Genomic DNA, 21,694 nt, shown 5'->3' with positions numbered 1-21,694 from the left:
GGGGGGTTTTTTTTTTTTTCCCGCGCGGGGGGGCTCCGGGGGGGGGGGGGGGGGGGGGGGGGGTGCCCCCCCCCCCCCCCCGGCCGTCGGGTGCGCCGGGTGCTCGGGTCAGGAGGCGGGCACGCCGGGGGCGGCGCCGCGGTCCTTGAGCATGTCGGTGATCAGGCCGATCTCCGAGGTCTGCCCGGCCACCATCGACTGCGCGAGGCGCTTCTCCACCTCGTTGCGCGCCATGTCGACATAGCCCTGGGCCATCTCCACACCGCCCTTGTGGTGCTCCAGCATCAGCTGCAGGTAGAACACCTCGGCGTCCCGCCCGTTCAGCGAGCGGAGCTTGGCGAGCTGCGTGTTGGTGGCCATGCCGGGCATCAGCGAGCCGTCGTGCGCCTGGTAGTCGGCGCCGTGGCCGTGGCCGCCCATGGCCATCCAGGTCATCGGCTTGGCCGGGGAGTGCTGGGTGAGCCCCCACTGGTCGAGCCAGCCCATCATCATGCCGCGCTGGTTGGCCTGGGTGTTGATGATGTCGAAGGCCAGCGTCCGGGTCGGCTCGTCCGAGGTACGGTCGCGGATGATGAACGACAGGTCCACCGCCTGCTGGTGGTGGGTCGACATGTCGCGGGCGAACCCGGCCTCGGGGGAGTCGTCCGCCGGCGCGCTGAGCGAGGAGCTCCCGGAGGCGGACGTCCCGCCCGCGACCAGGGCCGGCACGCCGAGCGCGAGGGCGAGCGCGGCGGCCAGCGCGGCCGGCCACCAGATCCGCCGGCGCGCGGCCGCGCGGTCGGTCGCCTCCGCGGGGTCCGCCTCGACGGAGCCGTCGGCGGCGGAGCCCTCCCCGGCGGCGGTCACATCGCCCCCATGCTGCAGGAGGCACCCGGCTCCTGGGTCTGCTTGCCCTGGACGTACTTGGTGAAGAACTGGTTCACCCGGGGGTCGCTGGCGCTGTCCACGGTGAGCTGGGTCGACCAGGCGCTCAGGGTGATGGTGCCCTGCTCGTCCGGGTACGGGCTCATCAGCGAGTACGGGGTGGCCTTGACCTTCTCCGAGAGGGTCTTGATGTCGTCCGGGGTGGCCTTGCCGTTGTAGGTCACCCAGACCGCGCCGTGCTCCAGCGAGTGGACGGCGCGCTCGTTCTCGACCGGCTGGTCGTAGACGGTGCCCATGCAGTCCAGCCAGATCGCGTTGTGGTCGCCGCCGACCGGCGGGGTCTGCGGGTAGCTGACCTTCTCCTTGACGTGGTTGCGGGTCAGCTCGCCGAAGGTCTGCACGCCGTCGACCGGGGCCGCGGCGGCGGCCTCCTTGGCCTTCTTGTCCTTGTTGGCGTCGACCACGATCCAGGTGCCGGTGGCTATCGCCGCGACCACCAGCACACCGGCGACCGAGCCGGCGATGATCTTGTTGCGGCGGTCGCGGCGCGCCTCGGCGGCGCGCAGCTCGGCGATCCGGGCGCGGCGGTCGTTGCTCGCCTGCTTGCCGCTCGGCTTGTTGCCCTGCGCCTTGTTCGGCTGAGTCTGCTTGGAGGCGGAACCCATGTGGTGTCCTTGTCCCCACCGCGCATCGGGCGCGGCGGTCTGAAGAGGTGGCGGGATGGGGCGGATCCGTCGGTCCCGCCCGCCCGGCGACGCGGTGGTCGGCGGGGAGGGCCGGGTCCGGCGGCGGGTTCCACTCAGGACCGGTGTACTTGGAGTTCGTGCAGGTCGGGCGCGGGGTGCGGGCCGACCAGCAGCCCGGCAGGCACCACCCGGGGCAGCGCCTCGGGGGTCTCCACCAGGGGCGCCGCAGCGGGTTGCGGGTGCGGCGGCGGGTTGGGGAGCTGGGCGTCCTGGGCGCAGTACGGGTGGCTGGAGCAGCCGTTGTTGCGGTGCGGCGGGTCGCCGTCGACCGAGCACCAGGTCCAGTGCCGGTGGCTCTCCGCGCGGATCCGGTCGGCAAGGGTCTGCGGACCGGTGGCCGGACCGGTGGCGGCGGTGCCGTCGAAGTGGACCGGGGCACCGGTCGCGAAGCCGGGTGCGGCGCCGGTGGCGAGACCGGTCGGGGGACCCACCGGGGGATCCGCCGGGACGGTCACCGGGAAGCCCGGCCGCTCGGCGGTGGCCGCCTTGGCGTGCGCCGCGCACGGCAGCGCCATCAGCAGCCCGACCAGCAGCAGGATCCACAGCGTGCCCACCGGGCGGACCGCGAGTGCGGCGCTCCCCGGTCGGGGGTTGCTGGGAGCCGACGCGGTCATGCGCACATTTAATCAGCCGAACGAGTGAAGCGAGTGCCCTCCACGGATCTCATTTTCCCGGGCAGGGCTGCCGGAATGCCCCGGAAACACCCTGGTCGGGGCGCTTCGGTCGACTGCGGGAGGAACGGAAGCGAAACGGGCGGCGAAGCCGGTGATCGATATCGGCCGATGTGCGCGCGGTTGTGGTCGAAACCCGGACAGCGTCCTGGCGCTTGGGGACAATGACGTCGAGCCAGCGACCAGGAGCCGCCAGATGACCAAGCAGGGTGCACCCGCTCAGCAGCAGCACCGGCCGGACGACGGCTGGTGGGACACGGTCTACGCGGGCCCGGCCGGCACCCTCCCCGACACTCCGGGGGCCTCGTCGGGGGAGGGCAGCGTCGACGACTGGTTCGAGACGGCGGCCGGACTCATCGGGCAGCAGCGGAGCGCCCCCGAGGAGGAGACGGCTGCGGAGGCGGGGACCGCGGAGGCGGGGACCGCGGAGGCGGCGACCGGTGCGGTGGTCGAGGAGGTGCCGCGGAGCGAGCCGGGGCGGGACAGCATCGACGACTGGTTCGACACCGCCGTCGGCGTGATCGCCCCGCAGCCCGCGGCGGCCGAGGAGGCGCCGGCGGCAGCGGCGTCGACGCCCGCGGTCCCGGCGGCCGACGAGACGCACCGCTTCCCCGCCCCCTCCTGGGCGGCGGACGCCCGGGTGCCCGAGCCGCGGCCCAAGCCCGGGCCCGAGGCCGCGTCGGCCCCGGAGCCGGAGCCGGCGTTAGCGCCGGAGCCGACCCCGGAAGCGGAGCCGACGGCTGAGCCCGAGGCGGCGTCCGAGCCCGGGTCGACACCGGAGCCGACGCCGGAGCCGACGCCCGAGCCCGCTCCGGAACCGGAACCCGCTCCGGAACCCGAGCCCCGGCCGGTGGCCGCGGTGGCCGCCGAGGACGCCGCGCCCGAGCCGGCCGCCGTCGAGCCGCCCGAGCCCCGCCCGGCCCCCCGGCCCGGACGGCCCGAGGCCGCGCCCACCGTGCCGCACATCGGCGAGCGGCCGCCCGCCTACGGCCCCGAGCCGACCGCCGTCCCCGAGGCCGACCCCGGCGCGCTGGGCGGCGTGGTCGCCGACACCGTGCTGGAGGGCGCCCAGTACGCCGCCACCACCCTGCGGGCGGCCTCCGTCCGCGGTGACTCCGCCCGCCACCGGGGCGAGCCCCGCCGGGACTCGCTGCTGGTCACCCGGTTCGGCGAGGGGGCGGACGGCCTGCTGCTCGCGGTGCTCGGCACCTTCGACCACGCGGGGCCGACCGCCGAGGCGGTCGCCACGGCGGCGGCCGAGGCCTGCCGCCAGCTCGCCGGCGCGGTCGGCCGCAGCCGCGAGGGCCTGGCCGCCGACCTGCGCGACGGTGCCCGCGACCGGCTCCGCTACGGCCTCCAGCGGCTCGCGCTGAGCGCCGTCGCCCCGCTCCGCGCCCTGGAGCCGGAGCGCGCCGCGGACGGTGCCGACGGCGCGGACACCGCGGACGAGCCGTCCCCGGCCTCGCTGCACTGCCTGCTGGTCCCGCTCGACCCGGCGGCCGGCTACCGGGCGGCGTTCGGGGTCGGCCCGGGCGGGCTGTTCCTGCTGCGCTCCGGCCACTGGATCGACGCCTACGCGGCCCGGCTGCTGCACCACCCCGACGGCCAGCCGCCGCTGCCGGAGGGCGCGGCGGAGGACCCCCGGCCGTTCCGCTTCCGGATGGTCCCGGCGACCCCGGGCGACATCCTGCTGCTCTGCGCCCCCGGCCTGTCCCGCCCGGTCGCCGACGAGCCGGCCGTCGCCCACTTCCTGGCCTCCCACTGGGCCCACCCGCTCCCCCCGGGGACCGTCGACTTCCTCCGGCAGGTGCAGGTCCGGGCGAAGGGCTACGCGGACGACCGGACCGCGGCCGCGGTCTGGACCGAGTAGCTCCGGCCCGGGCGTCCCCGTCGTGGTCCGCCCGGGCCGCCGGCTGCCTATCCTTGCGGCCATGACCGACCAGCTTCCGGAGAGCTCTCCGGGCCCCGTTCCCCCGGGCGGACTCCGCGCCTCCCACGACGACCGGGAAGCGGTGGTGGAGCGGCTGCGCGATGCGGCGGCCGAGGGGCGCATCGATCTCGACGAGCTGGATTCGCGCCTGGAGCGGGCGCTGACCTCGAAGACCCACGGCGAGTTGGCGGTGCTGACGGCCGACCTGCCGGGGCCGCGGCCCCGGCAGGACGAGCAGCCGCTCGTCCTCAAGGCCGGCCTGTCCGGAGTGTCCCGCGGCCCCGGGCGCTGGGAGGTTCCCGGCCACCTGATCGCCCGCGGCGGGCTGGGGGGCGTGAAGATCGACTTCACCCGGGCCGAGTGCCGCCGCACGGAGGTCGTGGTGGAGGCGTACGGGGAGATGGCCGGCGTCACGATCGTCATCCCCGAGGCCTGGGCCGCGGACACCGGAGGCATGGATCCCGGCATCGGCGGCCTGACGGACCGGACCACCCCCGACCGGCTCCCGGGGACCCCGCTGATCCGGCTCACCGGGGCCGGCGGCATGGCGGGCGTGGTCATCCGCCACCCCAACCGCTGGGAGCGGCGCAAGCTGGACGGCAATCCCGCGTAGTCCCGGTCGCCACCCGGTCAGGCGGTCGGGGCGGACCCCAGGAGCGCGGCGCAGGCGGCGGTGGCGAGGTGGCGGGCGCGGGCGCGGTCGGCGCCGGGCAGGCCCAGGGCGAGGGGGACGGCGAGGCCGTCGAGCAGGGCGCGGATCTGGATGGCCCGCTCGGTGGCGTCGCCGGGGGCGAAGCGGGCGGCGGCGGCGCCCTCCTCGATCAGCGCGACCAGGTCGGCCTGCCAGGGCGCCTCGATCTCCAGCTGGCCCCGCCGCAGCTCCTCGCTGGCGGGGGAGCGCCCCCACACCTCGACCCAGAGGATCCAGCGCGGGTCCCCCGGCCCCTCCGGCAGGTAGAGCGCGGTGTACTCCTCCAGCCGCTCCCGCACGTCGCGCCCGCCGTCGGCGAGCATCGCCCGGCGGCGGGCGCCGAGCTGCTCCTCGCTCCACCGGAGGGTCTCCAGCAGCAGCTGGTCCTTGCTGCCGAAGTAGTACAGCAGGTGGCCGGCGCTCATCTGCAACTGCTTGCCGAGGCCGGCCATGGTGAGCTTGGCGAGCCCGTGTTCGGCGATCGCGGCGCGCGCGGTGGCGAAGACCTCCTCGCGGGGGCGGGCCGGTCGGCGCGGGCGGGCGTCGGCCATCGGTGCTGCTCCTCCGGGCTCTGGGGCGTGTCTGACGATACCGGCCGTGGCCGGACGGCCACGGAGCGGGACGCCGACCGGTTCGACGCCCGGGTCCTGCGGGTACGTACCGGTCGGGACGCGTCGATCCGAGGAGGTGGCCATGGCCACGATGATCGCCCTGTTCGCCGGCCTCGCCGTGCTGGTGGCCGGTCCGGCGGTGTACCTGCACCGGCGCCGCAACGGCCCGACCGAGAACCTCGACGGGGTGCTGGCCGAGCAGGAGCGGCTGGCCCGGGCGAGGGCCCTCCGCTCCTGCTACAGCTCGATCGCGATGCACAGCTCCCACGGACTCACGACCGACGACCTGGGGAGGTACCACCGGTAGCGGCGGGCGGGATCAGGCCTTCGGCTGCTGCTGGGTGATGCAGTGGATGCCGCCGCCGTTGGCGAAGATCTCGCGGGCGTCGACCAGCTCGACCGTGCGGCCGGGGTAGGCCTCGGCGAGGACGGCGGCCGCCTCCTGGTCGCGCGGGTCGTCGAAGGCGCACAGCACCACGGCGCCGTTGGCCACGTAGTGGTTGATGTACGAGTAGTCGACCGGCTCGCCCTCCTCGTCCAGCAGGACGGTGGGGGCGGGCAGCTCGATGACCTCCAGCGGGCGGCCCTGGGCGTCGGTGGAGGCCCGCAGGATCGCCACCAGCTCCCGGCAGACCTCGTGGTCGGGGTGCGCCGGGTCCGGCTGGACGTGGGCGAGGACGACGCCGGGGCGGACGAAGGAGGCCACGATGTCGATGTGGCCGCGGGTGCCGAACTCGTCGTAGTCGCGGGTGAGGCCGCGCGGCAGCCAGATCGCCTTGCTGGTGCCGAGGAAGGCGTGCAGCTCGGCCTCGACCTGCTCCTTGGTCCAGTCGGCGTTGCGGCCCTCGCCCAGCTGGACGGTCTCGGTGACGAGCACGGTGCCCTCGCCGTCGACGTGGATGCCGCCGCCCTCGTTGATGAGCTTCGAGGCGAAGCGCTGGACATCGGTCAGCTCGCCGATGTGCTCGGCGACGTGCTGGTCCTTGTCCCAGCGGGCCCAGGACTGCGCGCCCCAGCCGTTGAAGATCCAGTCGGCGGCGGCCAGGCCGCCCTTGCCGTCGATCAGGAAGCTCGGGCCGATGTCGCGCATCCAGGCGTCGTTCAGCGGGCGCTCGACGATCTCGACCGCGTCGGCGACGTACTTGCGGGCCTCCGCGCTCTCGCCGGTGTTCACCACCAGGGTGACCGGCTCGTACCGGACGACGGTGTTGGCGACGTTCGCCCAGGCCTCGCGCGCCGCGTGCAGGTGCTCGGGGGTGTCGAAGGTCGGGTTGTCGGTCGGGAAGGCCATCCAGGTGCGGTCGTGCGGGTGCCACTCGGCGGGCATCCGGTAGCCGAGCGAGGCGGGGGTGGGGGTGGTCATCGCGGCGTCCTTCGGTGGGGCGGGGAGGTCAGAGGAAGTAGAGGCGGCTGAGCGAGACGCTGTCGGCGGGCTCGGAGCGCAGCGGGTCGCCGTCGAGCGAGACCAGGCCGGTCTCGGTGACCTCGACGCGGCCGACCCGGGCGTTGCGCACCATGTCGCGCGGGCCGATGCCGCGGGTGTTCCGGACGCCGACGCGCCGGCGCCGGGTGGGCAGGCCGTCGGCGGGGCGGTCGAGGTAGGCGCCGTCGGCGGCGGCCTGGGCGACGAAGGCGACCGAGATGTCGGCGGCGGTGGCGCCGTGCGCGCCGAACTGCGGGCCGAGCACGAGGGGCTCGCAGCGGTCGGTGGAGGCGTTGGGGTCGCCGACCACGCCGTAGGCGGGGAAGCCGGCCTTGAGGACCAGCTGCGGCTTGGCACCGAAGTGGTCCGGGCGCCACAGCACGATGTCGGCGAGCTTGCCGATCTCGATCGAGCCGACCTCGTGGGCCAGGCCGTGGGCGATGGCGGGGTTGATGGTGAGCTTGGCGATGTAGCGCAGCACGCGCTCGTTGTCGTCGCCGCCCTCGGTGGTGCCGACGGTGCCCGATCCTCCCGGGCCGTCGAGCGGGCCGAGCTCGGCCTTCATCTTGCCGGCCATCGCGAAGGTGCGGCGCACGGTCTCGCCGGCCCGGCCCATGCCCTGGGCGTCCGAGGAGGTGATGCCGATGACGCCCAGGTCGTGCAGGACGTCCTCGGCGCCCATCGTGCCGGCCCGGATGCGGTCGCGGGCCATCGCGGCGTCGCCGGGCAGGTCGACCTTGAGGTCGTGCGCGGAGACGATCATGCCGAAGTGCTCGCCCAGCGCGTCCCGGCCGAACGGCAGGGTGGGGTTGGTGGAGGAGCCGATGACGTTCGGCACGCCCGCCATCTTGAGCACGTTGGGCACGTGGCCGCCGCCGCAGCCCTCGATGTGGAAGGCGTGGATGGTCCGGCCCTCCAGCACCTTGAGGGTGTCCTCGACGGACAGGCACTCGTTGAGGCCGTCGGTGTGCAGGGCGACCTGCACGTCGTACTCCTCGGCGACCCGCAGCGCCGTGTCCAGGGCGCGGGTGTGCGCGCCCATGTCCTCGTGCACCTTGAAGCCGGAGGCGCCGCCCTCCGCCAGTGCCTCGATCAGCGGGGCCTCGTCGGAGGAGGAGCCGCGGCCGAGGAAGCCGATGTTGACCGGCCAGGCGTCGAAGGCGTTGAAGGCGTGCCGCAGCGCCCACGGCGAGTTGACGCCGACGCCCCAGACCGGGCCGAACTCCTGGCCGATGATCGTGGTGACGCCGGAGGCGAGCGAGGCCTCCATGATCCGCGGCGACAGCAGGTGGACGTGGGTGTCGATGGCGCCGGCGGTGGCGATCATGCCCTCGCCGGAGACGATCGTCGTCCCGGTGCCGACGACCACGTCGACGCCGTCCATGGTGTCCGGGTTGCCGGCCCGGCCGATCGAGGCGATCCGGCCGCCGACCAGGCCGATCGAGGTCTTGCGGATGCCCTGGACCGCGTCGATGACCAGGACGTTGCTGATCACCACGTCGCAGGTGTCGCGGACGGCGGCGGGCTTGAGGTGCAGGCCGTCGCGGGCGGTCTTGCCGAAGCCGGCCAGGAACTCGTCGCCCGGCGCCTGGGAGTCGGACTCGACGCGGACGATCAGCCCGGAGTCGCCGAGCCGGATCCGGTCGCCGGCGCGCGGGCCGTGCACGGAGATGTAGTCGTGGGGGGTGATGGACGTCACGACTCGACCTCCGCGTCGTCGAAGTGGGTGAGGTAGCCGGTGGCGCGGGCCTTGGCCAGCGCGGCGTCCTTGGCGCCGGGCGCGTCCAGCGGGCCGTCCACCAGGCCGGCGAAGCCGATCGCGACCCGCCCGCCGCCGATCGGTACCAGGCCGACCTCGACGGTGGCGCCCGGGTCGAAGCGCACCGAGGAGCCGGCCGGGATCGCCAGGTGGGTGCCGTAGGCGGCGCCGCGGTCGAAGGCCAGCCGGGGGTTGGCCTCGAAGAAGTGGAAGTGCGAGGTGACCGAGATCGGCACGCCGGAGGTGTTGTGGACGGGCAGCACGACGGTCTCCTCGACCGGGTCGTAGCCGGCGCCGTCGCCGAGCAGCGCGCCGCCGGGGGCCTCGTCGCCGAGCGAGCCGGCCCCCCGGAACGGGTCGTTGACCACGGCCAGCCGGGTGCCGTCGTCGAACACCGCCTCCACCTGGACCACGGTGACCACGTCGGGCACGCCGGGCAGCACGTCCTCGGCGGTGAGCACGGAGCGGCCGGCCTCGATGGCCTCGGCGAGGCGCCGGCCGTCCCGGGCGGCCTCGCAGACGGCGTCGGCGATCAGCGCGGTCGCCTCGGGGATGTTGAGGCGGACGCCTCGGGCGCGGCGGGCGCGGGCCAGCTCGGCTGCTGTGAAGATCAGCAGCCGGTCCCGCTCGGTGGGGGTCAGTCGCACGGTTCCTCGCTCGCGGTCGCCGGGAGAGGGGGGTGAGGGTTGTTAGAACGTCGTTCAAACATCTCCGGTCATTGAACCCGGAGCCGCCCGCCCTGTCCAGCCTTGCCGCTTCCGCGGCGATCGGCTCGCCGACCGACCGGCACGGCGCCGCCGGAGGCCGAAAACCGCCCGTACGCTTCGCAAACCTGTCCGGCGGGGGCGGCTGGATCACGCGAACCGCCCCGTGCCCCCTTCACCCCAGGTGATCGCCGGGGTGCTGTTCCAAATGCCGAAAGCTGGGCATGAGGATGATTGGTCAGTACCAAGGGGGTCGACCGGCCGGCGGGGGACCCGGACCGGAGACCCGGAACGAGGGCGGGGGCAGGGGTGATGGACGGTCAGTCGCGATTCCCGCGGCAGCGGACAAGTTCGGGTGGAGCCTTCCGGGTGACCGGAACCGGCCAGGGCGCCCCGGCCGGCACGGCGGACCCCGCGAACCCGTCGACGGCGGCGGGCGTCACCCGGCCGGGCGTACCGGCACCCGGGTGCGCGCTCAACCGCCGGCTCCACCTGGCCCTGGAGGCCGCCGACCTGGTCGGCGTCGGCGCGGTCCGCCGCCGGCTGCGCGCCGCGCTCGGCCTGTGGGGCGTGCCCGAGCTGGCCGACACCGCCGAGCTGCTCACCTCCGAGCTGGTCACCAACGCGCTGCAGCACACCGGCCAGGGCGCGGTCTTCGACGCGGTGCTCACCGGTGACCAGCGGCTGCGCATCGAGGTCCACGACGGCACGGCCCGGTTGCCCGGCCGGCGCCGCGAGCCGGACCCGGAGTACGCCACCTCCGGCCGCGGGCTGCTGCTGGTCGAGGCGCTCGCCGACTCCTGGGGCGTCCAGCTGCGCGGGGACGGCAAGGTCACCTGGTTCGAGCTGGGCATCGTCGCCGCCTGAGCCGCCTGAGCCGCCGGACGCCGCCCGGCGCGCCCGGAACCGCCCGGCAGGCCGGCCTCCGATTGTCGTACGAGCACTGTTCGCCACCGAACGATGCCCGGAAGTGAAGGCGGAAGGCAAGATTCCCGGCCCGGTGCCATTGCCGCTCGGCCGAACATTGGCCAGGATGGTGGGAATGTGTGCCCACGTGCGAGAAGCGGCGGGGAGAGACCACCTCGACCGTTGACAGCCCGTCGGCGCGCGACCGTCGAGCACCACCCACCACCCGCCACGCGGCCCGTCCGGACGGTCGGCGCGGTCCGCCACGGCAGCGGCAGGAGCAGCATGCCCACTGAGCCCGAGTCACCGGGGCCGGCCCTCCCTTCCGGTCCCCCCGCGACCGGCTCCGGGCGGGCCAGGCCCCCCGCGCAGGCGGCCCGGCGGAACGTGCTGCGCACCGCCCCCGGCCTGGCCGCCGGCCGGCTCGCGCCGATGCTCTCCGGCGGCCTGCCGCTCTCCCCGGGCGACTCCACGCCGGACTGGCTGGAGCCCGCGATGGCCGCCAACGGCATCGGCTCGTTCGACTGGGACATCCGCCGCGACATCCTGGAGGGCGACCAGCGCGCCTGCATCATCGTCGGCCTCGACGGCGCCGAGAAGGGCCGCTTCGACCGCACCTCCGCCTCCTTCCTGGCCCTGCTCCACCCCGAGGACGCCCCCGTGGTGCGCCGCCGGGTCGAGCGCGCCGTCGCCGAGCTCGGCCAGTGCGGCGCCTACTACCGGACGCTCGGCAAGGGCGGCACCACCCGGGCCGTCCGGTTCCGCGGCCGGGTCCTCGCCGACGCCTTCGGCCGCGCCTCCCGGATGGTCGGCTTCGTCTGGGACGCCACCGTCGAGCTGCACAAGCGCGACCGCGCCGACCGGCTCGCCCTGCTGCGCGAGGAGCGCTCCCGCTTCATCAAGGAGGCCGCCCGCGCGCTCTCCGAGGCGGTCACCGTGCGCGACGTCGCCCGGGTCTTCACCGAGCTGCCGCTGCCCGGCCTGCCGCCGGACGGTCTGGTGCTGGCCTCCTTCGAGGCCGGCCGGGTGCAGCTCCTCGGCGCCTCCGGCCACCACACCGAGGAACTGGCCGCCTACGACCGCTCGCTGCTGCCGCCGACCCACCCCGCCGCCGAGGCGCTGCGCGGCCGCGCCCCGGTCTTCTGCGCCAGCCGGGACGAGTACCGCGAGCGCTACCCGGACGTCTGGGACCGGGCCCGCCGCACCACCCGCAGCTCCTGGGCGTTCCTGCCGCTGGTCGCCAGCGGCCGGGCGATCGGCGTCTGCGTGGTCAGCTTCGACGACGACCGCCAGCTCGACGCCGACGAGCGCACCCTGCTCTCCACCCTCGGCGGCCTGGTCGCCCAGTCGCTGGCCCGGGCCCGGCTGCACGACGCCGAGCACGAGCTGGCGGCCGGCCTCCAGCGCGTCATGCTGCCGCGCACCGTGCCGTCCGTCCCGGGCGTCACCACCGCCGTCCGCTACCTGGCGGCCGGCTCGGGCCTCCAGATCGGCGGCGACTGGTACGACGTGGTGCCGCTGCCCGGCGGCCACGTCGGCCTGGTGATCGGCGACGTCCAGGGCCACGACGTGCACGCGGCCGGCATCATGGGCCAGCTGCGGATCGCCCTGCGCGCCTACGCCGCCGAGGGCCACCCGCCCGCCGCGGTGATGGCCCGGGCCTCCCGCTTCCTCGCCGACCTCGACACCGACCACTTCGCCACCTGCACCTACGCCGAGGTCAACGTCGACTACGGCGTGGTCTACGCCGTCCGGGCGGGCCACCTCGACCCGGTGGTGCGGCGCGGTGACGGCACCGCCACCACCGTCCCGGTGGCCGGCGGACTGCCGCTCGGCATCGCCCCGGACGAGGAGTACCGGGTCACCCGGTTCAGCCTCGACCCGGGCGAGACCGTGCTGCTCTGCACCGACGGCCTGGTCGAGGCGCGCGGCATGGACCTCGACGAGGGCATCGCCCGGCTCACCGCGGTGCTCTCCGAGCCGCTCGCGGACCCCGTCGCGACCGGCCGCGACCCGCTGGACGACCTCGCCGACCGGATCGCCTCCCAGGCGGCCGACTCCAGCGAGCGCGAGGACGACATAGCGCTGCTCCTGCTGCGCTGGGACGGCCCCGAGGGCGGTCTGGCCGCCCAGCAGCTGCGCCGCCGGATCGGCCAGGCGGACCTCGCGCGGATCTCGGAGGTCCGCGCCGAGCTGCGCGACGCGCTGCGCCGCTGGGGGGTGTCCGAGCTGATCGACACCGCCGAGCTGCTCTCCTCCGAGCTGGTGACCAACGCCATCCGGCACACCGACCGGGACGCGATGTTCACCGCCCGTCTCTACCGGGAGCCGGCCGCGGACGGCGGACGGGCGCGGCTGCGGGTCGAGGTGGAGGACGAGTCGGACCTCTGGCCGACCCGCCGCACACCGGGGGAGCAGGCCTCCTCCGGGCGCGGGCTGATGCTGGTCGAGGCGCTGGCGGACGGCTGGGGCGTGGAGCCCCGGGGGACGGGCAAGCGGATGTGGTTCGAGCTCAACGCCACGCCCGCGGAGTGACGCCGGCGGGTGGCGCCGGCCGCCGCGCCGCGGGGTGATGTCCCGGGGTGATGTCCCGGGGCGTCAGCCGAACTGCCGCTCCAGGTCCTTCAGCTTCTGCTCCAGCTCCTCCAGCCGGGGCAGCGGCACGGTGTCGTCCTCCGTCGTGAGGTCGACGGTGCGCCGCTCGGGCCCGGCCGGCAGACCGGGCTGCGCGACCGCGCCGCCGACGGCGGCCCGCTCCGCTCCGGGCCCGCCGTCGGCGGCTATGGCGGACTCCTGGCCGGACTCCAGCTGCCGGGCCGCCGGCGGCACGCCGCCGCCACCGCGCTGGCGCCAGGTGTTGGTCCGGTTGATCGCCCGGATCTCGGCCCGCTCGCGGCGCCCGGCCAGTTTGCGGCGCTCCTTCTCGCGGACCCGCTCGCGCCTGTCGTCGCGGACCTCGTCGACCGCCTCGTCCAGGCTGCGGACGTTCTCCAGCAGCATCAGCGACCAGGCCGCGTAGGTCTCGCGCGGGGCGCGCAGCCAGCGGACGATCCGGATCCGCGGCAGCGGGCGGGGGACGAGTCCCTGCTCGCGCAGCGCCGCGCGGCGGGTCTGCTTGAGCGCCCGGTCGAACAGCACGGCGGCCGAGAGCGACATCCCCGCGAAGAACTGCGGCGCGCCGGCGTGGCCGAAGCCGCGCGGGGCGTGCACCCAGTTGAACCACGCGGAGGCCCCGGCGAACAGCCAGACCAGCAGCCGGGAGCCGAGCGCCGCGTCACCGTGGCTGGCCTCGCGCACGGCCAGCACGGAGCAGAACATCGCCGCGCCGTCCAGGCCGAACGGCACCAGGTACTCCCAGCCGCCGGACAGGTTGAGGTTCTGCACCCCGAAGCCGACCAGGCCGTGGAAGGAGAGCGCGGCGGCCACCGCCGCGCAGCAGAACAGCAGCGTGTACGAGGCCCCGCCGTACAGGGACTCCTTGCGGCGGCGGCGTTCCTCGGACCGCTCCCAGGAATCCGCGGCGCCCCCGCCGCCCGTGGTCCCCCGGCTCCGGGTCAGGGCCACCAGGAGCGCGGCGACCAGCAGCACCGCAACGCCGATGACGGCCCAACCCAGCGGTATGTCGGACAATTTCATCGCCCGGACCAGCCTCGCTTTCCTACGTCGCGATTTCCTGCGTCGTGTTGGCGGGGACCATCATGGCGGATGCCCGGGCGGGGAACGGCCGATTTCCTGTCAATGCACCGAGGAGGGGGATATCTGGCGATGGGCAATTCATATCGTCATACTTATTTTGGTGAAGAGGAATCCGGAATTCCGGCGGCCGGGGCGGGCGGGGCTGCGGTGGAGGGCGGGACCGCCTCCGACCTCCGTCAACCCCGCGTGACGCGGGGGCAGCCGGCGCACATCGCCTCGATCCGCGCGGTGTAGACGAGGCAGCAGCTGGCCCGGCACCGTCCGGAGCGTTCGGTGCGGGCCGGGGAGCCGGGCGCCGGGGTGGTGAATCCGGCGCCCGGCGTGAAGGGCGCGCACTCCGGCGCGCCGGGGCCGTGCGGGGGGAACAGCGCGGTGAGTTCCGTCCGTGCGCGATCCTCCTCGCCCAGCCGTCCGCCGACCTGCCAGAGGCCTTCCACCACCGCGTCCGTGGCCATCGCCCAGAGCGTGCGCGGCCCGCGCCGCACCTCCGGGCGGAAGGCGGCCAGCACCGGGGCCAGGAAGTCCGCCAGCGCCGCGCGGAGCTGGCCGGCCAGCGCCGCCTCGTCGGCCGCGGGCCGGGCCGCCGGCGTCGATCGCGCCGCCGGGTCACCGGGCAGGCAGGCGAACGCGCCGGGGCGGACCGTCAGTTCGCCGCCGGGGCGGTGGATCGACACGTCGGCGGGCGCGAGCAGCGGCACCCGGCGCTCCAGGAACCACGGCAGGGTGAACAGCAGCGAGACCGGCCAGACGAACCGGTGCAGACCGATGGAGGCCGCCACGTCGGGCCGCAGCGCCCGGCCGTAGCGGGCCAGCCCCTGCCGGGCGTCGTACGCCACCAACTCCCGCAGCGCCGCCGGGTCCGCCAGCAGCTCCGCCCCCGCGATCCACCCCCGCCCGCTCCGCGGCGGCGCGCAGAGCACCCGCGGCTCGGGCACCACCTCCCCGAGCCGCCGGTAGGCGCCGGCCCAGGGCGGGGGGAACTGGGTGGACCCCCCGGCGCGGCCGGGCGCCCCGGGGGAGGCGGCGCCGCCGGGCCGACGGAGGTCCGCGGGTGTCGGTGCGGCGGCGCGGGTCCGGGGTGTGGGCGAGGTGTCGGGCTGGTGGGGGTGTGCGGTGTCCGCGGGTTCGGGGGCGGGGTGGTGGAAGGGCACGGCGCCGTGGGCCCGACGGGGGTCCGCGGGCGGCGGTGCGGTGGCGCGGACCGGGGGCGCGGCGGGGCCGTGGCGGCGGCCGAGGGCGGGCGGTCCCGGGGCGGGAGGCTCGGCGGCGGGCCGGGTGCTGCTCACGGTCATGGTCGCGCCCATCGGGTCGACCGGGCCGGCCGGACCGTCCGGTCCGCGCCCGGGCCGGAACCCGTCCGCCGCCGGCGCGCCCCGGACGGGGGTGCCGTGGCGCCGCGGCGCCGCACGTCCGGGCCCGGCCGGCCGGGGCCTGGCGGAGCCCGGGAACGGCAAGGCCGACCTGGCCGGGGCACTGCTCGACCCGGCCAGGTTAGCCTCACCTTAGCTGATCGGCCCCTGCGCCTGCCTCTCGACGCGTCCGTCCGAGGGAGCGCCGGGCGCGCGCCCCGCGCCCAGCTGGCGGGCGAGCCACACCGGCACGCCTCCGAGCGCCTGCACCAGCCGGGCCGCCTCCGCCCGCAGCCGCACGGCCTCGGCGGGTTCGGACACCTCGGCCAGCGCCGCCAGGGCCGGTGCCACCCCCACCGTGAAGCCCAGTTGCTCGCGCAGCCGCAGCGAGGCGTCGAACCCCTCCCGGGCCCGCTCGCGGTCGCCCGCCGCGAGCGCCAGCGCGGCCAGGTGCCGCCAGGTCGAGGAGCGGAGCAGCTCGTCGCCGCGCTCGCCCGCGCCGTCGTGCGCCCGCCGGTAGGCGATCCAGGCCGCCGTCGGGTCGCGCAGCAGATTCTCCGCGACCAGCCCCCGGCGGAAGTCCAGCAGCGGCCGGCCCGGTGCGTCCGGCGGCAGCAGGGCCGAGGTGCGGCCGAGCGCCGCCTGGGCCTCGTCCAGCCGGTCGCGGGCGCCGAGCACACTGGCCACGTACGCCAGGAAGCCCCGGGCGCAGGCCGCGGCCGCGCGCTGTTCGGTGGTCGCCGCGACGGCCTCGGCCAGCCGCAGCGCCTGCTCGGCCTGGCTCCAGTGGGCGGCGGTGAACAGGCACTGCTCGATCAGCAGTTCGGCTCTCACGAGCGCGGCCGCCGGGTCGTGCTCGGCGGCCGGGCGTAACAGGTCGGCGGCCTCCCGCCAGCACGCCCGGGACCGCAGCCGCCACACGGTGTCCCCCGGCTCCGGAGGCACCGCCGCCCCCCGTGCGTCCTGGCCGCTAGGGCCCCATCCGTGCTCCGACAACGCCACCTCCTTGTGTGCGCCATCCAGCAGGAAACGGGCCCCTCCCCTTGCGTGGCACGACGCGCCACAGGCCCGCACTGTGGCGGCAATTCAACACGGGGGCGAGCTTGTGCACCAGATCACGAGCGGAGGTTGTTGCGTCCGGGCGGCTTTTCGTCTAAACGATCAGCGGTCGGCCGGCCGGGGCCGAACGGGGCCTCAGGACGTCCAGCCGGTCTCCATCAGGGCCTCCGCGGCGCCGTTCGCGGGCTGCGGCACGCCCGCCAGGTCAAGGCTGAACAGGGCCACCAGCAGCTGTTCCCCGCGCACCGTGGCCTGGTGCGAATAGCCCGCAAGAGTGAACATCGCGGCGGCCATCTCCTCCGCGTGCAGGGTCTGCAGCCACAGGCACTCGACCGACTTCACATCGGCCGGTTCGGTCCAGGTGTCCACCTGCGCGACCATCCGGCTGCCCAGCAGGGTGACCCCGTCGCGCTCCTGGGCCTCGGTCAGCTCCAGGTCGTCGAAGCCGAGCCACTCCAGGTAGCGGGCGGCGGTGAAGACGGCGTCCTGCGAGGTCCGCACCGGGTGCGGGCGGAACGGCGCGCGCCGCCGCCAGGGCGCGGCCGGAGCGCCCGGCCCGGCCGCCGGCGGGGCCGCGGCGGGGGCGTCCAGCGAGTGCGCGGGGCGTGTCGGGTGCGGGTGGGAGGCCCGCGGGCCGGCGGCGGCGCCCAGCGGACCGGCCGTGGAGCCGCCGCCCAGCCGGGTCGTCCGGTCCACCGGGAGCCGCACGGTGGCCCCGCAGTTGCAGGTGAACTCGGGCTGCGGCCACTGGTCGGAGCGCCCGCAGTGCGGACAGCGCATGCTCAGCCAGGAGTCCTCCCACGACCGGAAGCGCACCTGCACCGGCACGCCGCCGCGCAGCAGCGGCACCTTGAGCGAGGCGCCGCACGGGCAGGGCAGCGACGGCGGTTCGTACAGGTGCTCCCGCCGGCAGGCGGGGCAGCGGATCGCCCGGGCGCCACCCGCCGCCGCCGGGCCGCGCCCGGTCGGGTCGTGTCCGGTGAAGTCGTCGGGCAGTCCGGGCATCGCGGGCACCGTCCGTTCGAATCGGGGGTGGGTGACGTCTCCCATGCTCCCCGAAACCCGGGGGGCGCGGCGCGGAATGCGGCAATCCTCAGGGAGGAATCAGGGGTGTGCGCTCGATTGATCGGCGGTGAGGAGGAGACGCCTCCCCCTCGCGCGGGATCCGGGCCCTCGATCGCCGGAACGGGGGTGCACGCCTGTGGTCCGCCGCGGCCCGTGCGTCACTGCGCGCCCCAGCGGGCGAGGTCGCCCGGGGTGTCCAGGTCGTCCGGGGCGGCGACGTCGGCGCACTCCACCAGGATGAGGTCGTCCGGGTGCGCCGCCAGCAGGGCACGCGCCCCCGCGTCGCCGTGCGCGCCCTCCGCGGCCTCGGCGAAGTGCCGGGCCCCGATCAGCACCGGGTGACCGCGCCGCCCCTCGTACGCCGCGGCGGCCAGCTGCGCCCCGGCCCGGTGGGCGGCCAGCAGCCGGGCCACCGCGGCGGGGCTCACCCCCGGGGTGTCGACCAGCATCACCAGCACCGCCGGGGCGCCGGCCGGCAGGGCGGCCAGGCCGGCGCGCAGGGAGGAGCCCATGCCGCTCCGCCAGTCCGGATTGGCCACCAGCCGGCAGCCCGGCAGATGGGCCGTGGACCGCACCCGCGCCCGGTCCGCGCCGAGCACCACCGTCACCTCCCGGCAGCCGCCCGCCCGGACCACCGCCACCGCGTGCTCCACCAGCGGCCGGCCCCGGTAGCGGAGCAGCGCCTTCGCCCGTCCGCCCAGCCGCCGTCCGCCCCCGGCGGCGAGCACCAGGGCGGCCACCGTCCCGTTCTGTTCCATACGCCCAGCCTGCCCGTCCCGGCCGCCGCCGTCAGCCGCCGCCGTCAGCGGTCCGTGCGGTCCGTGCGGGCCGGCGGCCGGGTGAAGTGCGCGCGGTAGGCGCGGGGCGTCAGGCCGATCCGCCGGAGGAGGTGGCGGCGCAGCGAGTCGGGGGTGACGAAGCCGGTCCGCGCGGCGACCAGGCCGACCGGCAGCGCGGTGGACTCCAGCAGCTCCCGGGCCTGTTCGAGGCGCTGGGTGAGCAGCCACTGGAGCGGGGTCGTCCCGGTCTCGGCCTGGAAGCGGCGGTTGAGGGTGCGCACACCGACCCCCGCGTGCGCGGCCGACCCGGCCAGGGTGAGCGGCTCGGCGAGCCGGGCGAGCGCCCAGGCGCGGGTGGCGGCGAGCGAGTTGCCGTCCGGGCCGGCCACCGGTGTCGGCAGGACCTGGCCCTGGCCGCCGTCGCGGACCGCCGAGACCGCCGCCGGCCGGGCCACCGCGTTGGCGCCGGCCGGGCCACCGCGTTGGCGACGGCCGGGCCACCGCGTTGGCGACGGCCGCGCCGTGGTCGGTGCGGACCATGTGCCCCGCCGCGCGCAACGAGGCGTCCTGGGGCCGGGTCTGGCACGTGCCCGGTACCAGCGAGGCGTCCGCCCGCGAGCTGCCGGGGCGGCTGGCGGCGGCGGCCGGTGCGCCGGAGCCCGTCCTCACGGCGGTGCCGGGGGCGGAGCTGGGGGAGATCGTCCGCGCGCCGCGGCCCTGAGCGGGCGGCGCCCGGCGGCGGACGGTGTGAGCTTCGCCATGATCGAAATGCTCCGTGTTGTGGTGGCTTGACCGCCTGCGGGGCGGCTGGTCTGCTGGTGCGCCGTCAGCCGCCCGCCCATCTGGGGAGTCCCCGTGCCCGCCCGTCGCACCACCCTGTCCGCCGCCGCCGTCCTCCTGATATCCGCCCTGGTGCTGAGCAGCTGCTCGGACGACAAGAAGCCGGCGGACGGCGGCGCCTCCGCCGGTGCCGGGGCGGCGGGCGCCGCCAACCGCGGCACCAGCCCCCTGGAGAACCCCGACGGCACCAAGCCCGGTCTGGCGCCGCTGACTTCGGCCGAGGACCAGAAGGCGGGCCGGGCGCTGATCGCCAAGGTCGCCACCGCCGCGACCGGCCCCAAGGACGGCTACGACCGCAACGAGTTCGGACCGGCCTGGACCGACAACGTGGACGGCATACCCGGCGGCCACAACAACTGCGACACCCGCAACGACCTGCTGGCCCGGGACGGTTCGGCGGTCGAGCGCAAGGACGGCTCGAAGTGCACGGTCACCTCGATGACCATCCACGACCCCTACACCGGCAAGACGGTGGAGTGGAACAAGCAGCAGGCCTCGAAGATCCAGATCGACCACGTGATGCCGCTGTCCTACGACTGGCAGATGGGCGCGAGCAAGTGGGAGAAGCTGAAGCGCGTGCAGATCGCCAACGACCCGCTCAACCTCATCCCGGCCGACGGCTCGCAGAACGCCTCCAAGGGCGACTCCGGCCCGTCCGCCTGGCTGCCCGCCAACCCGGAGATCCGCTGTGCGTACGCGGTGCGCTTCGCGCAGGTGTCGCTGAAGTACCAGCTGCCGGTGACGGAGGCGGACAAGAAGGCGATGCTGCAGCAGTGCGGCGGCTGACCGGCGACTGACCGGCGACTGAGGAATCGTTTCCTCGGAGGTTCGTCGCCCTTTGTCCGGAAGCGTGCCCGGCGGGCGGGTCGCGGCGGGTGGGGCACCGTCGATCGTGTGACCGTCAGATGGTATTCGTATGCGGTGAATTCGATGATCATCCGGTTCTCGCGACGCGCCCTGCCCGCCGTCGCCGCGGCCGCCCTGCTGGCCTCCTGCACCAGCTCGGGCGGCACCACCGGCGCGGCCTCCGACGCGCCGTCCACCGCCGCGACCACCACGCCGTCGCCCACTCCGACCGCCACGCCGACGCCCACGCCCACCGTGAAGCCCACCGGCCAGGCGGACCCGGCGCTCCAGGCGTTCTACGGCCAGCAGCTCACCTGGGCCGCCTGCAAGGACGACCCGAAGACCGAGAAGACCGACGAGTCGGCGGTGCAGTGCACCACCCTCAAGGTCCCGCTGGACTACGCCAGCCCGGGCGCCGAGACGATCGACGTCGGTGTCGCCCGGATCCCCGGCGCCAAGCCCGGCGAGCGGACCGGCTCGCTGCTGGTCAACCCGGGCGGGCCCGGCGGCAGCGGCGTCGGCATGGTGCAGCGCGGCCAGAAGGACTACGACGGCCCGCTGCGCGACCACTACGACATCGTCGGCTTCGACCCGCGCGGCACCGGCCTCAGTTCGCCGATCAAGTGCCTGGACGACAAGGCCCGCGACACCTGGGTCACCACCGACGACCTCGGTCCCGAGCACGGCAAGGTCCTCGCGGACGCCTGCCAGGCCAAGTACGGCAAGCTGCTGGAGCACATCGGCACCCGCGACACCGTCCGCGACATGGACGTGCTGCGGGCCGCGCTCGGCGACCAGAAGCTCAGCTACCTCGGACTGTCCTACGGCACCTACATCGGCAGCGTCTACGCGGAGGAGTTCCCGGACCGCGTCGGCCGGCTCGTCCTGGACGGCGCGGTCGACCCGGCCAAGCCGCTGGCCGAGAACAACATCGAGCAGTACGCGGGCTTCGAGCGCTCGCTGCGCGCCTTCGCCGCCCACTGCGCCAAGCAGGCGCAGTGCCCGCTCGGCAAGGACCCGGAGAAGGCGCCGGAGAAGCTCGCCGACTTCCTCGACGGCCTCAAGCAGAAGCCGCTCACCGCCAAGGACGGGCGCGTCCTCACCTCCACCGCCGCGTGGACCGGCGTGATCGAGGGCCTCTACGGGGACGAGAGCGGCTGGGACGCCCTGGCCAACAACCTCGGCTGGGCCATGCTCCGCGGCAAGGGCGAGTACCTGCTCGCCTACGCCGACAGCTACAACAAGCGCGACCAGGAGGGCCACTACAGCGCCTCCGCCGACGCCTACACCGCCGTCTACTGCGCCGACGGCGCGACCGGCGTGCCCACCGGTGACGCGCTCCAGGCCGCGTACGCCGAGATGGCGGCCAAGGCCCCGCTGATCAGCCGGCACGAGCCGGGATCGGCGCTGTTCGACCCCGACTGCCGCACCTGGCCGTTCCGCTCGCCCGAGAAGGCGCACGCGATCACCTCGAAGGCCGCGACGCCGATCGTGGTGGTCGGCTCCACCGGCGACGCGGCCACCCCGTACGCCAACGCCGAGAAGCTCGCCGCCCAGCTCGGCAACGCCGTGCTGCTCACCCGCGAGGGCGAGGGGCACACCGGCTACGGGCGCAGCGAGTGCGTCCGGACCGCCGTGAACGCCTTCCTCGTCGACGGCACGGTGCCGGCCGCCGGGACGCGCTGCGCGACCGACGCCGCGCAGTGAGGCGGTCGGCCGGGTAGCACGGCGACGGGGCGCGGCACGGTGAACCAC

General features: G+C 75.5%; 21 protein-coding genes. 8 read left to right on the top strand and 13 right to left on the bottom strand.

The window, feature by feature from the left end; translation table 11 throughout:
* Positions 1-108 precede the first annotated feature (108 nt).
* The 3 genes from ACFVFS_RS37225 to ACFVFS_RS37215 form a co-directional block, all read right to left on the bottom strand.
* Entirely contained in the window at positions 109-846 is a 738-nt protein-coding gene (locus tag ACFVFS_RS37225; protein WP_380629408.1) for a DUF305 domain-containing protein, read from the bottom strand.
* Positions 843-1,529, bottom strand: coding sequence for a DUF3105 domain-containing protein (locus ACFVFS_RS37220; protein ID WP_380629407.1), 687 nt, complete (start codon positions 1,527-1,529; stop codon positions 843-845). Before ACFVFS_RS37220 ends, ACFVFS_RS37225 begins: the two co-directional genes overlap by 4 nt.
* A 134-nt stretch (positions 1,530-1,663) precedes the next feature.
* Entirely contained in the window at positions 1,664-2,224 is a 561-nt protein-coding gene (locus ACFVFS_RS37215; protein ID WP_380629405.1) for a hypothetical protein, read from the bottom strand.
* 253 nt (positions 2,225-2,477) lie between these two features.
* Here ACFVFS_RS37215 and ACFVFS_RS37210 point away from each other — a divergent pair, with 253 nt between their 5' ends.
* Both ACFVFS_RS37210 and ACFVFS_RS37205 read left to right on the top strand, forming a co-directional pair.
* Positions 2,478-4,151, top strand: coding sequence for a hypothetical protein (locus tag ACFVFS_RS37210; protein WP_380629404.1), 1,674 nt, complete (start codon positions 2,478-2,480; stop codon positions 4,149-4,151).
* Between the two features lie 61 nt (positions 4,152-4,212).
* Positions 4,213-4,824 (top strand): DUF1707 domain-containing protein, encoded by a 612-nt coding sequence (locus ACFVFS_RS37205; protein ID WP_380629403.1) that lies wholly within the window; start codon positions 4,213-4,215, stop codon positions 4,822-4,824.
* A 17-nt stretch (positions 4,825-4,841) separates the two neighbouring features.
* Here the strand turns inward: ACFVFS_RS37205 and ACFVFS_RS37200 are convergent, their stop codons facing one another.
* Positions 4,842-5,453, bottom strand: a complete 612-nt coding sequence (locus ACFVFS_RS37200; protein WP_380629402.1) for a TetR family transcriptional regulator C-terminal domain-containing protein — start codon at positions 5,451-5,453, stop codon at positions 4,842-4,844.
* A gap of 142 nt (positions 5,454-5,595) precedes the next feature.
* Between ACFVFS_RS37200 and ACFVFS_RS37195 the strand changes: the two genes are divergently transcribed.
* On the top strand, positions 5,596-5,820 hold the full coding sequence (locus ACFVFS_RS37195) for a hypothetical protein (protein ID WP_380629401.1): 225 nt from the start codon (positions 5,596-5,598) through the stop codon (positions 5,818-5,820).
* A 12-nt stretch (positions 5,821-5,832) separates the two neighbouring features.
* Here the strand turns inward: ACFVFS_RS37195 and ACFVFS_RS37190 are convergent, their stop codons facing one another.
* From ACFVFS_RS37190 to ACFVFS_RS37180, 3 genes are read right to left on the bottom strand one after another with little or no spacing between them, the layout of a single operon-like run.
* Entirely contained in the window at positions 5,833-6,876 is a 1,044-nt protein-coding gene (locus ACFVFS_RS37190) for an agmatine/peptidylarginine deiminase (protein ID WP_380629400.1), read from the bottom strand.
* Between the two features lie 28 nt (positions 6,877-6,904).
* The gene (locus tag ACFVFS_RS37185) at positions 6,905-8,635 is read right to left on the bottom strand and encodes an urease subunit alpha (protein ID WP_380629399.1); all 1,731 of its coding nucleotides are present in this window, start codon (positions 8,633-8,635) and stop codon (positions 6,905-6,907) included.
* Positions 8,632-9,342 (bottom strand): urease subunit gamma, encoded by a 711-nt coding sequence (locus tag ACFVFS_RS37180; RefSeq protein ID WP_380629398.1) that lies wholly within the window; start codon positions 9,340-9,342, stop codon positions 8,632-8,634. Before ACFVFS_RS37180 ends, ACFVFS_RS37185 begins: the two co-directional genes overlap by 4 nt.
* 426 nt (positions 9,343-9,768) lie before the next feature.
* On the opposite strand from ACFVFS_RS37180, the gene ACFVFS_RS37175 reads away from it, so the two are divergent.
* Together ACFVFS_RS37175 and ACFVFS_RS37170 are read left to right on the top strand one after the other, a co-directional pair.
* Positions 9,769-10,266 carry an ATP-binding protein gene (locus ACFVFS_RS37175; RefSeq protein ID WP_380629397.1) on the top strand — a complete coding sequence of 166 codons (498 nt, stop codon included), beginning with the start codon at positions 9,769-9,771 and terminating at the stop codon, positions 10,264-10,266.
* 324 nt (positions 10,267-10,590) lie between these two features.
* The gene (locus ACFVFS_RS37170; RefSeq protein ID WP_380629396.1) at positions 10,591-12,840 is read left to right on the top strand and encodes a SpoIIE family protein phosphatase; all 2,250 of its coding nucleotides are present in this window, start codon (positions 10,591-10,593) and stop codon (positions 12,838-12,840) included.
* 63 nt (positions 12,841-12,903) lie between these two features.
* Here ACFVFS_RS37170 and ACFVFS_RS37165 read toward each other — a convergent pair whose 3' ends face one another.
* From ACFVFS_RS37165 to ACFVFS_RS37140, 6 genes are all read right to left on the bottom strand, one after another.
* Positions 12,904-13,941 (bottom strand): DUF2637 domain-containing protein, encoded by a 1,038-nt coding sequence (locus ACFVFS_RS37165; protein WP_380629395.1) that lies wholly within the window; start codon positions 13,939-13,941, stop codon positions 12,904-12,906.
* 236 nt (positions 13,942-14,177) lie between these two features.
* Positions 14,178-15,293 (bottom strand): (2Fe-2S)-binding protein, encoded by a 1,116-nt coding sequence (locus ACFVFS_RS37160; protein WP_380629394.1) that lies wholly within the window; start codon positions 15,291-15,293, stop codon positions 14,178-14,180.
* A 210-nt stretch (positions 15,294-15,503) separates the two neighbouring features.
* Positions 15,504-16,295 (bottom strand): hypothetical protein, encoded by a 792-nt coding sequence (locus ACFVFS_RS37155; RefSeq protein ID WP_380629393.1) that lies wholly within the window; start codon positions 16,293-16,295, stop codon positions 15,504-15,506.
* Positions 16,296-16,544: 249 nt separating this feature from the next.
* A complete protein-coding gene (locus tag ACFVFS_RS37150; RefSeq protein ID WP_380629392.1) occupies positions 16,545-17,414 on the bottom strand; it encodes a hypothetical protein in 870 nt (289 codons plus the stop codon).
* Between the two features lie 218 nt (positions 17,415-17,632).
* Positions 17,633-18,232: an NTP transferase domain-containing protein gene (locus ACFVFS_RS37145; protein WP_380629391.1), complete on the bottom strand. Its 600-nt coding sequence runs from the start codon at positions 18,230-18,232 to the stop codon at positions 17,633-17,635.
* A gap of 44 nt (positions 18,233-18,276) precedes the next feature.
* Positions 18,277-18,708: a helix-turn-helix domain-containing protein gene (locus tag ACFVFS_RS37140; protein ID WP_380629390.1), complete on the bottom strand. Its 432-nt coding sequence runs from the start codon at positions 18,706-18,708 to the stop codon at positions 18,277-18,279.
* 83 nt (positions 18,709-18,791) lie between these two features.
* On the opposite strand from ACFVFS_RS37140, the gene ACFVFS_RS37135 reads away from it, so the two are divergent.
* The 3 genes from ACFVFS_RS37135 to ACFVFS_RS37125 all read left to right on the top strand — a co-directional run bounded on the left by ACFVFS_RS37135 (position 18,792) and on the right by ACFVFS_RS37125 (position 21,646).
* Positions 18,792-18,974 (top strand): hypothetical protein, encoded by a 183-nt coding sequence (locus tag ACFVFS_RS37135; protein ID WP_380629389.1) that lies wholly within the window; start codon positions 18,792-18,794, stop codon positions 18,972-18,974.
* 134 nt (positions 18,975-19,108) lie between these two features.
* Positions 19,109-19,879, top strand: a complete 771-nt coding sequence (locus tag ACFVFS_RS37130) for an HNH endonuclease family protein (RefSeq protein WP_380629388.1) — start codon at positions 19,109-19,111, stop codon at positions 19,877-19,879.
* A gap of 144 nt (positions 19,880-20,023) precedes the next feature.
* Positions 20,024-21,646: an alpha/beta hydrolase gene (locus ACFVFS_RS37125; protein ID WP_380629387.1), complete on the top strand. Its 1,623-nt coding sequence runs from the start codon at positions 20,024-20,026 to the stop codon at positions 21,644-21,646.
* Positions 21,647-21,694 lie beyond the last annotated feature (48 nt).

The organism is Kitasatospora sp. NPDC057692 (assembly GCF_042799475.1).
Taxonomy (GTDB): domain Bacteria; phylum Actinomycetota; class Actinomycetes; order Streptomycetales; family Streptomycetaceae; genus Kitasatospora.
The sequence above is the reverse complement of the archived record's forward strand: the minus strand, read 5'-3'. Positions and strand labels throughout refer to the sequence as shown.

What these genes read in the sequence shown, in the direction of transcription:
- ACFVFS_RS37165 (WP_380629395.1), bottom strand. Translation starts at nt 13,941, where the DNA reads ATGAAATTGTCCGACATACCGCTGGGTTGGGCCGTCATCGGCGTTGCG.
- ACFVFS_RS37145 (WP_380629391.1), bottom strand. Translation starts at nt 18,232, where the DNA reads ATGGAACAGAACGGGACGGTGGCCGCCCTGGTGCTCGCCGCCGGGGGC.
- ACFVFS_RS37210 (WP_380629404.1), top strand. Translation starts at nt 2,478, where the DNA reads ATGACCAAGCAGGGTGCACCCGCTCAGCAGCAGCACCGGCCGGACGAC.
- ACFVFS_RS37135 (WP_380629389.1), top strand. Translation starts at nt 18,792, where the DNA reads ATGTGCCCCGCCGCGCGCAACGAGGCGTCCTGGGGCCGGGTCTGGCAC.
- ACFVFS_RS37150 (WP_380629392.1), bottom strand. Translation starts at nt 17,414, where the DNA reads ATGCCCGGACTGCCCGACGACTTCACCGGACACGACCCGACCGGGCGC.
- ACFVFS_RS37170 (WP_380629396.1), top strand. Translation starts at nt 10,591, where the DNA reads ATGCCCACTGAGCCCGAGTCACCGGGGCCGGCCCTCCCTTCCGGTCCC.
- ACFVFS_RS37200 (WP_380629402.1), bottom strand. Translation starts at nt 5,453, where the DNA reads ATGGCCGACGCCCGCCCGCGCCGACCGGCCCGCCCCCGCGAGGAGGTC.
- ACFVFS_RS37205 (WP_380629403.1), top strand. Translation starts at nt 4,213, where the DNA reads ATGACCGACCAGCTTCCGGAGAGCTCTCCGGGCCCCGTTCCCCCGGGC.
- ACFVFS_RS37125 (WP_380629387.1), top strand. Translation starts at nt 20,024, where the DNA reads ATGATCATCCGGTTCTCGCGACGCGCCCTGCCCGCCGTCGCCGCGGCC.
- ACFVFS_RS37220 (WP_380629407.1), bottom strand. Translation starts at nt 1,529, where the DNA reads ATGGGTTCCGCCTCCAAGCAGACTCAGCCGAACAAGGCGCAGGGCAAC.
- ACFVFS_RS37195 (WP_380629401.1), top strand. Translation starts at nt 5,596, where the DNA reads ATGGCCACGATGATCGCCCTGTTCGCCGGCCTCGCCGTGCTGGTGGCC.
- ACFVFS_RS37190 (WP_380629400.1), bottom strand. Translation starts at nt 6,876, where the DNA reads ATGACCACCCCCACCCCCGCCTCGCTCGGCTACCGGATGCCCGCCGAG.
- ACFVFS_RS37160 (WP_380629394.1), bottom strand. Translation starts at nt 15,293, where the DNA reads ATGACCGTGAGCAGCACCCGGCCCGCCGCCGAGCCTCCCGCCCCGGGA.
- ACFVFS_RS37215 (WP_380629405.1), bottom strand. Translation starts at nt 2,224, where the DNA reads ATGACCGCGTCGGCTCCCAGCAACCCCCGACCGGGGAGCGCCGCACTC.